Annotated in this window: 5 protein-coding genes; 3 read left to right on the top strand and 2 right to left on the bottom strand. The window is 41.6% G+C overall.

The genetic code is table 11. The features are described 5' to 3' along the window. Both AC1RM2_RS26235 and AC1RM2_RS26230 read right to left on the bottom strand, forming a co-directional pair. On the bottom strand, positions 1-876 hold the full coding sequence (locus tag AC1RM2_RS26235; RefSeq protein WP_492988067.1) for an AraC family transcriptional regulator: 876 nt from the start codon (positions 874-876) through the stop codon (positions 1-3). Between the two features lie 88 nt (positions 877-964). Continuing rightward, positions 965-2,728, bottom strand: a complete 1,764-nt coding sequence (locus AC1RM2_RS26230; protein ID WP_492988066.1) for an ATP-binding protein — start codon at positions 2,726-2,728, stop codon at positions 965-967. A gap of 312 nt (positions 2,729-3,040) precedes the next feature. Between AC1RM2_RS26230 and AC1RM2_RS26225 the strand changes: the two genes are divergently transcribed. The 3 genes from AC1RM2_RS26225 to AC1RM2_RS26215 all read left to right on the top strand — a co-directional run bounded on the left by AC1RM2_RS26225 (position 3,041) and on the right by AC1RM2_RS26215 (position 11,650). Continuing rightward, positions 3,041-3,832 carry a PhzF family phenazine biosynthesis protein gene (locus AC1RM2_RS26225; protein WP_492988065.1) on the top strand — a complete coding sequence of 264 codons (792 nt, stop codon included), beginning with the start codon at positions 3,041-3,043 and terminating at the stop codon, positions 3,830-3,832. Between the two features lie 390 nt (positions 3,833-4,222). Continuing rightward, positions 4,223-7,810, top strand: a complete 3,588-nt coding sequence (locus AC1RM2_RS26220) for a T9SS type A sorting domain-containing protein (RefSeq protein WP_492988064.1) — start codon at positions 4,223-4,225, stop codon at positions 7,808-7,810. A 438-nt stretch (positions 7,811-8,248) separates the two neighbouring features. Beyond that, positions 8,249-11,650, top strand: coding sequence for a T9SS type A sorting domain-containing protein (locus tag AC1RM2_RS26215; RefSeq protein WP_492988063.1), 3,402 nt, complete (start codon positions 8,249-8,251; stop codon positions 11,648-11,650). The last annotated feature ends 417 nt before the right edge of the window (positions 11,651-12,067 follow it).

Genomic DNA, 12,067 nt, shown 5'->3' with positions numbered 1-12,067 from the left:
TTAAGATTTTAATATTTGTTTGCGAAACTCTTCGGGAGTAACGCTTTCTGTTTTTTTGAAAAATTTGGTAAAATAAGAGTTGTCGCTAAAATTCAGCCTGAGCGAGATGTCGCTGATGCTTAGCTGCGGATTGGTAAGCAAGCGTTTAGCCTCCAGCAAAGTGCGGTTACGAATCAGCTCGCCTGCCGATAAATCTAACAAGTCCTTACAAACCGCGTTAAGATGATTTGGGGTAATATACAGCAGTTCGGCATAATCTTTTGGCAGCTTGATATCGGCATAATGCTGCTCAATTAATTTTTGATAGTTTTTGAGCAGTGTTTGGTTGTAGGTTAGTTTACCCGAACCAACCGGATTGGAATTAAGCCTGTTTACATGGATGAATATCTGTAGCATCAGCAGGCGCACCATATCGCTGCCCGATGGCACAGGTTTTATTATTTCGTGAATAATGTGTTCAAACAGTTCTTTTACCGTGGCAAAACTATCGGCAGGTAAATTAACTACCGCATCCTTTAAATTGCCATTAAAAAATGAAAAGCTATCCAGGTAACCCGGTTGTAATAAAAACGACTGGATGAAAGCCTCCGAAAAATTGATAATATACCCATCGGTAAAGCCCTCAAAATGCCAGGAGTGCACCTGCCCAGGCACCATAAAGTATATTTGACCTGGCTTTACATCAAAACGCTCAAAATCGATGCTATGCGTACCGGCACCGTGGGTAAACAGTACCAGGTGATAAAAGGAGTGCCTATGCGGAAAAAACAGATTTTTATGAGTATCAAGATACGGTGCAAAACGGCTTACCAGCAAATCGTCCTGCCTTACGTCAGACAGGGAACAAATATCATAAACGGGGATGCTTTGTATCATAAATCAAAGCTACACACAATACCATCGTTTTAATGGTACTGTACCTAGTTTGAATGGTATTATTTACTGATTTTCAAATTTGGGGCTATCAAACCTTAGTCCATTTCTGTATCACGTTCTCCAGGCGCTCAAAGGTAAAGGGTTTACTTACAAAATCCTTCATTCCAGCTGTAGTGCATTCGTTTTCGTCTTCGCTTAATACATTGGCCGTCATGGCTATAATAGGCGGTGCGTTTTTTCCCTGCTTTTTAATAATGGTACGGGTGGCTTGCAGCCCATCCATTTCGGGCATCTGCACATCCATAAATATCAGGTCGTAATGCTGCTTGTCGCTCATCAGGATGGCCTCAACGCCGTTTTCGGCAATGTCGATACTATAGCCAACCTTTTTAAAAATTTTACTGGCTATCAGCTGGTTCATCTTGTTATCCTCGGCCAAAAGTATTTTAAGCGGGCGGTACCTAAAAGTCTCTTTATTATCCGTTTTCGTTTCGGCTGGCAAATCGCCGCTGGTAATTTGCAAGGGTAAATTAAAAATAAACACCGATCCTTTGGCTTCTTTACTAATGGCCCATATTTTGCCCCCCATCAGCTCCACCAGTTTTTTACAGATAGATAGGCCAAGGCCAGTACCGCCATACTTGCGCAGGGCTGTAGTATTTACCTGCGTAAACGGTTTAAATAGTTGCGTTAATGATTCCTGGCTGATGCCTATGCCATCGTCCTTTACGTGGAAACTAATATCTTGTATGCCATCTTTTATCTCGGCCCCTTTAACCGTTACGGTAACCGCTCCTTCATCGGTAAATTTAATGGCGTTGCCTATCAGGTTTACCAAAATTTGCTGCAGGCGGCCCTCATCAACCTTAACAAATGGCGATACATTATCATCTACTTGATAACTCAGGTTGATGGGTTTACGCAAATTGGTGATACCTGGCTGGCTAATATCAATGATAGTTTTAACGCAATGCCTGATGTTGGTGGCAACCGGGGTAATGGTTAGTTTATCTGCTTCGATTTTGGAGATATCTAATATATCGCTGATGATATTGATGAGGATGTGCCCGCTTGATTGCAGGGTTTGCAAAAGTTCGTGCTGCTCTGGCGTAAGCGCCGATCTGGATAATAACTGCGAAGCCCCGATGATACCATTTAACGGTGTACGTATTTCGTGGCTCATATTGGCCAAAAAGTTCGATTTGGCAAATGTAGCAGCTTCGGCCTCTTCTTTTGATGATTGCAATTCGATTTGCGATTGTTGAAGTTGCTCGCTTTTTTTAATTAAATCCCGTTTATCGCTTTCGTGGCTTTTTTTAATAAAGCCTATCAATAAGCCTACTACTACTATATTAATAACGGCAGATGCTATCAGGTCAAATTCGGCAGATGCTTTGCTGGCAGCCCCCGTTACCCATTCGGGGTGTATTTTTTCTAACTTATAACAAGTAACAAATACAGCACACAATAAAGTGATGAAAATATAGTGGTAACGCTGTTTTACCAATAAGGTTATCAATACAATTAAAAAGATGCCTATCTGGGTAGTTGATCCGCTGATACCCCCGTTGTAAAACCATCCGGGAAATATGGCGGCAATACCAAAGCCAATAAAAATGTAAACTTTTTTTTCACTATAGTGTACAAAACGGCTTTGGTAATAGGCAAATGCAGAAAAGATTAGTAAAAAAAGATTAGCCAATATCAACCCCCAGCTAAACCCCAAAAAAACATTAATAATAATTGATATAACGTTATCAAGACAAATGAGTAAGGCTATGGCGTTAAAAAGTTTATTCTCGAGCGATAAAGCTGGATCGCCATAACCAATAATTCGTTTCAGCTTTTCCATTTTAAATAAATAATAATTAAAAGGCAGTTCTACGTGATAAAGCACTAAAAAGATAGGTTAAGTAAGCGATTTTTTTTGAACAAAAAACAATTTATTTATACAAAGAGTCAAATGGACACATTGAATTGTTTAATAATTAATTTTTTTCATGGCCCTAATTATTAAGCAAGCGGAGAGCTGGTGAATTACGAATCAAAACGGGATATTATCGGGAGTTTAGTGGTCGTTCAAAATGAATGATGCTTTTTTATTGATTGTTTACGCTTTATTCTTGATTCTCATCACTATATTAGCTACACCAGAACATTTGTTATGACTATCCCATTATACCAGGCCGATGCCTTTACTGATAGATTATTTGGCGGCAACCCTGCGGCTATTTGTCCGCTTGCCGACTGGCTGCCAGATGCTACCATGCAAATGATAGCCGTTGAAAACAATTTGGCCGAAACCGCCTTCTTTGTAAAAACAGATGGTGGTTACAAACTGCGCTGGTTTACCCCCGAATATGAGATTGACCTTTGCGGGCACGCCACCCTGGCAGCCGCTCATATATTGTTTACCGAGTTGGGCTTTGAGGGCGACGAAATACATTTTGACACCGTAAAAGCAGGCACTTTGCATATTAAACGCGCTGGCGATAAATACACTATGGATTTCCCGTCAAGGCCGCCCATACCCATTGAACCACCAAACGGGTTGGCCGAGGCTTTAGGCGAGAAACAGCCGCTGGCCTTTTTCCGTTCAAGAGATTACTTCCTGGTTTATGAAAACGAACAGGATATTAAAGACATTACGCCCGATTTTTTTGCCCTGTCAAAAATGGATACTGTGGGCGTGATAGTTACAGCTCCAGGCGATAACAGCGATTTTGTATCGCGCTTCTTCGCCCCCGGTGCGGGCATCCCCGAAGACCCGGTTACCGGATCGGCACATTGTAACCTGATCCCCTACTGGGCAAAAAAATTAGGTAAAAACACATTGCACGCTTACCAGATCTCGGCCCGCCGCGGCGAACTCTGGTGCGAACTTAAAGGCGACCGAGTACTTATGAGTGGCAAAGCGGTTACTTATTTAAGGGGCCAGATTTCCATTAGTCATTAATTTTAAGGCAGCGATAATGCAAATCGCTGCCTTCTTATAGGTTTTTCAACCTGTTTTATCCCCGATTTGGAACTCCAATTCACCAATTATACTGCGCGTTGTCGAAAATGTCGACAATTAACCTAAATGATAATTTAGTAATTAATACGATTTAGTTTTCTTAAGCCGCACGCTCCATAGCACCACTTTTTCACCTCAGGAAACACCCCTTTCTTTAGGTGAAAACTACAATAACTTTATCGCAATCACTTTTGCAACTTTTTTCACAAAAACGCAATTTCTTTATCGATTTACTACCCTAATAATGCGATTATTGAAATTTTTATTAGTTTTATGCGATTAAATTTCGTTAACATTGTTTTTATATACCCCTATTTTATTAATATTTATTTGAAAACACGTATACTTTTTGGAGTTATATTATTGTTCATTGTATTATTTAGTAAACCGGTTATCGCCGATTCATACTATTGGACCGGAAACGGAGGAAACACCAATTGGAACAATTCTGCTAATTGGTATGATCTCTCAAGCCTCGGTTTTACCTCAGGTTCCCCGTCAACAAACGATGATGCTTATATTGGTGTTTCGATAATAGGCATTAACGTATTTTCCGGATCGCAGCAACCCAATGTCAATACCAGTATTGGGTGTTCTAATTTATATTTATCAAACAGCGCCACAGTGGTGCTAACAATAAATAATAATTTAACCGTATCCAGCTCCATTAACGTTTCCGGACCAGCAACCATAACCGGATCGGCCACTTTAAAAGGTGCAACATTAAATGTAGGACTTACGGGCACGCTTACCGACAATGTAAACGTAAACATTACCGGCGCGTCGGCAATAAGTAACGGTTATGCCCCAATAATAAATATAGGCTCGGGCTATACCCTTACTATGACAGGGGGCTTAACCGTTGGTTCCTTCAGTACTACCACGCTTACGCTTTCCGGTTCGGGTACTACGTCTATCAGCGGATCTTCTACTTTTAATCAATTTGCAACGTTAACCAACAGCGCAATTCTAAAGTTTAATTCAAGCGCAACAGTAACGTTTAATAACAGTTGCTCATTTACCAATTCGGGCACTGTAACAGCAGCAACTACTACTTTTACATTACAGGGCTCCACTAACTTTATCAATAACACTGGCTCATTTACCAGCACCGGCGGCAGTATTAATTTTACATCGGGCGGCACAAACGCATATATCAAAAACACAAATATTTTCACCATATCGTCATGCACGCTTACATTTGGCAATAACACCGAATACTTACAAAACACTGGTTCAGGAGTGTTTACAGCAATCAGCAGCACAATAAACTTATCCGGCGCCGGCGCTTATACTGATAATTCGGCAACTTTTAAAGCAACTGCCTGTACATTTAATTTTAATAACGGTAACTATATTAAAAACTCGGGTACGTTCACTACGCAAACTGCTTGTATATTTAATTTATCAACAACCAGTGCGTACATTCTTAATACATCTAATTATTATGATCACGGCTCTACTTATAATTTGTCGGGGTATAGTTCAAGCTTTCAAAACACGGGTTCAAGCGCTGTCGTAACCGCCAGGGGGGCAACCTTTAACGGAACCGTTAATACCATGGCAATGACAAATAGTGGTACTTTTACGGCGGATTCAACATCATATATCAACCTGGGGGTGTACCAGTCAGGCCTAACCAATACGGGTGTTTTCAATGCCGGTACCTCGGGCTCACCGTGTAAAATTACATTAAGTGCACAGGCTTGTTTTATTACCAATACAGGCAGTTCATCACAATCAGCCTATTTCAATCTTGGTTCAACCTCTATCATCAGCCTTTCGGGCGGTTACCAACCAATGGTAACCAATACCAGCAACGCTTATTCATTTTTTACTTTAATGTCTGATGATTTGGGTTCTGCGGCCTTTGACCAGGTATTGTCTACCGGGTATGGCTCAGGTACAGTGGCAATTACCGGCACCTATAATATTCAGCGTTTTGTAAGCGGCGGAAACCTTGCAACCAACCGCGGATACAGAATCTTTTCATCGCCCACCAACATTACAAACCCTTACTCTACCAACACAACTTATACCAACTACATTACTTTAAATACTTTAAAAAACAGCTATACGGTTTACAGCAGTTTATCTGCAAGTTCAAGCTATCCCGGCGCATTTACTGCAGGGCCTTCAGGCGGGACAGGATTTAGTTACATAAACCCTAATAACAACTCAATTATATATTTTTATAACGAAACCAGGGCGGTAAGCAATTCAACATTCAATTCGGGCAAGCACGTTGGGGTTACCGCTATTGCCGCCAGCACCGTTTCATTAAATGGCGTTGGAGCTGTAAGCATGCCTGTAGGCAACGGCTATTTAATGTACTATGTTGGTCCCAATACCCGTACCGACGGCGTTACAGGCAACCCGTTGGACTGTTATATCACAAATGTAGGGTACGTAAATCAGGGCGATGTTACAGTAGCGTTATGGTATACCCCTAAAAACGGTTCATCAAATGGAAGTACAGGCCAGCTCTCTTATTCATTAACTACCTTAACCGGTGGCGCCGGTTATAACATGGTAGGTAATCCTTATCCCAGTACTATCAATATAGCCACCGTACTGGGCCACAACTCCAATATAAGCACCGCTTATTTACTAAACAGAACCAATAGCCCCGGCCAGGCGTATTATGCTTACACCGCAAACGGAACATCGGCACCTGGTATTGGTTACGCCTTAAGTGGCGAAGGTTTCCTGGTGCGTACAACAAGCGGGGGCAACTCATTAACATTTAAGGAGACCGATAAAGTTGCTACACAACAGCTTACCGGCAGCAACCTACTTATGTCGTCGCCAAAAGGCCAGGCGTTAACAATTGATGGCACCGGCAAATCTTTTAAAAGTATCGGTGCGGCATTTGCTCCTCAAACAGCATCTGTTAAAGAGTTAGACGCGCAAGGTAACCCGCTTACCGGTTTATATGTAAAAATTGAAAAAGACAGCGTTACCTATGATTATTGCGGCGTTTATTTTAGAAACGACTGGCAAAGTACCTATAATGAAAACTTAGACGCGTTAGAGTTAGATGCAAGCAGTTCAAGCGTGCTGGTATCAAGCCTTTCATCCGACGGGATGAATGCATCTGTAAAGCACTTTCCTGATTATAAAAAAGGTGTAAGCGTTAAGCTTTATGCCAATGGAAAAACTGATGGATTATACAACTTAAAAGTTGAAGGTATACGTAATATTGATACCAATAATTACAAAATAACCCTGCTTGATCACTTTAAAAAAGACTCGTTGGATATTGGACGCTATAAATCTTACGCCTTCAACATCTTAAAAAGCGATACCGGCACTTATGGCGCCAACCGGTTTGAGCTTTCCGTCCATCAATTACCGGCCGGTGCCAGGTATCAGCTGGCAAGTTTCACGGCCCAAAAGGCAACAGACGGCGTGCTGCTTACGTGGCGGGCTTACAACGAGGGAGATAATTACTTTTATACCCTTGAAAAACAACAGGCAAATGGTACCGATTACACCTCTTTATATCAAATACAAAGTAATGGTGGCACCATTTATAAGTACACCGATAAAACGCCTAATACAGGCAACAATATTTACCGCCTAAAACAGGTAGACCTGTTTGGTAACATCACCTACTCGGCGCTTGTTAATATTTACTATGATAACAGCGGCAATGCAAGTATGTTTACCTTATACCCCAACCCTACCACCGAGATCATTAATGTAAATGTTACTTACGGTAAAACATCATCGACAGCAACCGGAAGCTATAAACTAAACATTTATGATGCAACTGGTTCATTGGTAGCCCAAAAAACAGCCGACAAGAGTTCATTCAGTCAAAACGTTTCGGAATTTAAACCTGGCGTATACATTGTAGAGTTAAAAGACAACCAGGGCAGTTCATTAGGAAAAACTAAGTTTTTAAAGCAATAGTAAAATCATCTCCCATAATAAAAACTCGCCGGCACCGGCTGACAATTGCTTTAAAAATTGATAAGATGTATTGCGCACCAAAGACACTACGAAGCAAAGTGATTTACTTATTTTTTCTCGGCACCTTTGCGTTTTAGCGCTAAAAACCTGTAAACGCGATTTCTCTTATGCCGCAATCCGTATAAAAAACACTTCGTGGTGGCAATTTCCTTTTAGTTTTTTTTCCTTTCAAGTAATTCAGGCACGGCAAAAAAACTATAAGGAAACTTTACTTTTTTTTATTTCCGTAAACGTTTTGTTTACAATAAGTTTAGGTATTTTTATAGTAATAAAACGTACCCGCGTAACTATTGTAAACCTTAGTTAATTAATATCCGGTTGAAAACAAGATTGTTTTTTTGTCTTTTGCTTTTCGTAATGACATTAAAAATTACGGATGTGACCGCTACGACTTACACATGGGTTGGCGGACTCTCGGGCAGTTGGACTCAAAACTCAAACTGGTCGCCGAGTACCGGGTATCCGGGAAGCAGCGGAACAACGGATGTAGCGCAAATCCAATTATTGCTGGCAAATATTACGCTTTCAAGCAGTATTACAATTTCCTCGCTTCAAACACAAAATTATGGCACATACGGAGTAACAATTACCATGTCGGGATCTCCTACGGTAAATATTAATAGCTTAACAGTGGCTCAGCCAGTTACTTCGTTAATCGGGATTACGTTTACGGGCCCTGGTACGGTTAACATAGCTACCTCACCTTCCTTTGGTTATGCGGCAGGTCTTGGTGTTGGCGCTAATGCAACGGTAAATTTTGCTTCTGGAGCTGCGGTGTCTTTTAACAATCCTCCCTCATTTGTTTGTGATGGCACCCTTAATTTAAATAACGCGACATTTACCACTACAACATCGTCAACCGTAAGCGCCACAGGTACTATAAATATTAATGGGGCAAGCGCGTCTTTTTCAACAAGTGCCGCTACCACCAATAATGGAACTATCAATTGCACAAGCGGCACGTTTTATACCACAAACGACTTAACCAATAATAATAAAATAGCTTTAACAAGTAACGCTTTATTTGATTTTTTGGGAACACCATCTATTTTTACAAATACAAATACATTAACGTTAAACTCATCAACTATAAGGTTAAACAACAATAACTGCCGCTTAATAAACTCTGGCTCGGCAACAGTCACTGGCGTTAGCAGTACATTTAATATGGCAGGTGCGGGTACTTATATTACCAACTCGGCAACGTTTAAAGCTACTGCCTGTAGCTTCCCCTTTGGTAATGGCAACAATATCCAAAATTCCGGCACGTTTACAACACAGTCTGGCTGTACGTTTGGCTTAACAACAAGCAGTTCATATTTTAGCAACACGGGCACATTCAGAGATCACGGATCTACGTTCACCCTGAGCGGGCAAAGCTGTAACATTCAAAACACGGGTTCAGGAAATTTTTATGGCAGTGGCACCACTATAACATTTGGCCCCACCAATACCAGCCATGCTATAAATAATACAAATATATTTAAGGTTGATTCGGCATCTGTTATCACAATGGGCACTTTTTCCAGTGCAATAACCAATTCGGGAACATTCTATTGCGGCACATCAAATTCGGCATGTAATATAACTTTAACCGGACAATCTGCCAATATTGCAAATACCAATATTTTCTACGTTGGCTCAACTTCTGTTATAACCATGAGCGGAATCACCGAGAATGTTACCAATACAAACCCGGGCATTTTTACATTACAATCAGACCAATACGGATCGGCAGCCTTTGGTGTTATCAATTCCGGTTGCACCGTGGTAGGCCTGTTTAATGTGGAACGTTTTTTAACCGGCGGCGGGTTATCATCCAATCGGGGGTATCGTTTACTATCCTCTCCGGTTAACCAAACCAGTGCTACCTCAAGTACATCAAATACAGTGGGGCTAAATTATCTCAATAGCCACGTGTACCGTAATGCCACGTACGCCGGTGCTTTTACAGCCGGGCCGGGTGGTACCTCAAGCGGGTTTAGTTTTGCAAATACTAACCCAACCATATACGTTTACCGCGAAAACCTGGTCAATAATAATTCCCTTTTCACATCCGGCAAAAATATCGCAGTAACAAAAATCACCACAACCAATACAACAAGTGCATCGGGCACAACCAGCACTATCGACCTTACCAATACCCAAACCGGTTCTTCGCCGGGCCAGTCATTACCGGTTGCCAACGGGTTCCTGATGTATTTTGTAGGGCCAAGCAGCCGCACCGACGGATCAACCTCGACACCTCCTGCCGATGCCACATTAACTGCCGGAGGTTACATTAACCAGGGAGATGTTACTGTAAATTTGTGGTATAGCCCTAACGGCGGAGTAGGAAAGCTTGGCAATACGGCACCGTCATCCCCGGGCTATAACATGTTGGGTAACCCTTACCCCTGTACTATAAATCTGGCCACAGTTTTATCTGACAATAACAGCAGCACCGGAATTGATAACATTTACCTGTTATCGGCCAAAAATAGTCCAAATCAGGTTTATACCGCTTACACTGCGTCCGGCACGTCGGCACCACTCGGCACCGGGGGCCGCGGTTACGCCGCAAGCGGCGAGGGATTCATGGTGCACGTAAAGTCATCAGCGGGGACTGCCGGTTCGCTTACGTTTAAAGAAAGTGAAAAAGCACCACTCATTCAGCTCACAGGAACTTCGTCGGTTTTATCGGCACCCCAAAGGCCAATTCTTACTATAAATGATATTAATACGAGCAGAAGTCTTAATGAATTATTTCCGGCCGGCGGAAACCCAACTATCCAATCGATACAGGATGGACTAACCTGTTTTTTCATGAAAATGGAAAAAGACAGTTCAACTTATGATTATTGCGGCATCTATTTCAATGATCAATGGGATACCAAATTTCATGACGGTGATGCCCTTGATCTTGACGGGGCTGGCCCAAGGGTTTATATGTCGAGTTATTCATCAGATGGTATACGCTCGGCAGTTAAACACTTTCCCGATTATAAAAAGGGCACGCTTATCCGGCTTTATGCCGATAGCAAAGCGGATGGTTTATATAACTTGAAAATTGAAGGCATCCAAAATATTGATACCATCAATTACAAAATAACCCTGCTTGATCATTTTAAGAAAGACTCGTTAGATATTGGACGCTATAAATCTTACGCTTTCAACATCTTAAAAAGCGATACCAACACCTTTGGGGCCAATCGCTTTGAGCTATCTATCAGGCAATTGCCCACATCTGCCTATCAATTGGCAAGTTTTACCGCTCAAAAAGCTACAGACGGTATTTTACTTACCTGGCGTACTTATAATGAAGGCAATAATTATTCCTTCACTCTTGAAAAACAGCTGGCCAACCACACCAACTACTCGCCAATTTACCAGTTGCAGAGCAATGGCGGCACAATTTATAAGTACACCGATAAAACACCAAACTCGGGCAATAACATTTACCGCTTAAAACAGGTTGATTTATTTGGCAACATCACCTACTCGGCCCTTGTTAACATTTACTACGACAAAAGTGGCAACGCCAATATGTTTACGCTTTACCCCAACCCCACTGCCGAAACTATCAATGTAAACCTAACCTACGGCAAAGCATCATCGGCAACAACCCGAAGCTATAAATTAAACATTTATGATGCGGCAGGAACATTGGTGACACAAAGAACATCAGCTAACAGTAGTTGGTGCGAAAACGTTTCGCAGTTTAAACCAGGTGTTTATATTGTTGAATTAACAGAAAATGGTGGAAATTCGTTGGGAAAAGCTAAGTTTGTAAAAAAATAAGTAATAGAGATATTGATGAAGATTTGCAAGAGTGGATTAAAGTGCGTTTATAGTTTATTAGCTACATTTCTTTTCATAACAGCACCCGTAATAGGCCACGCGCAAGGTGAGTTGCCCTGTAACGACGCCGATCCTTTTAATTCAGCATGCCCGCTTGACACCTGGATAATGGCACTTGTAATTGTAGCTGGTGTATATGCTGCAGTATATTTGCACCGCAAACAAAAAGCATTTTAATCTTAAATATACTTTTTACAAACGTCAGTTCTTATATCTGGCTTTTGATAGCATAATTTCCGGTTGCCCAAAAAGATGCATCCGTACTTCCGCGCCCCTGTATATTCACCTGCCAGGGCATGCACTCCCAAAAAAAACTCCTGCTAAGGCGCCTGTCCCTGCGCATTCAATTTTACATCC

Source organism: Mucilaginibacter sp. GW822-FHT03E02, assembly GCF_058801545.1.
Note: the sequence above shows the minus strand (reverse complement) of the source record. Positions and strands in the feature narration are given on the sequence as shown.

Bases quoted from the DNA above. Each gene is read 5' to 3' on its own strand.
- AC1RM2_RS26235 (WP_492988067.1), bottom strand. From the start codon at position 876: ATGATACAAAGCATCCCCGTTTATGATATTTGTTCCCTGTCTGACGTA.
- AC1RM2_RS26225 (WP_492988065.1), top strand. From the start codon at position 3,041: ATGACTATCCCATTATACCAGGCCGATGCCTTTACTGATAGATTATTT.
- AC1RM2_RS26230 (WP_492988066.1), bottom strand. From the start codon at position 2,728: ATGGAAAAGCTGAAACGAATTATTGGTTATGGCGATCCAGCTTTATCG.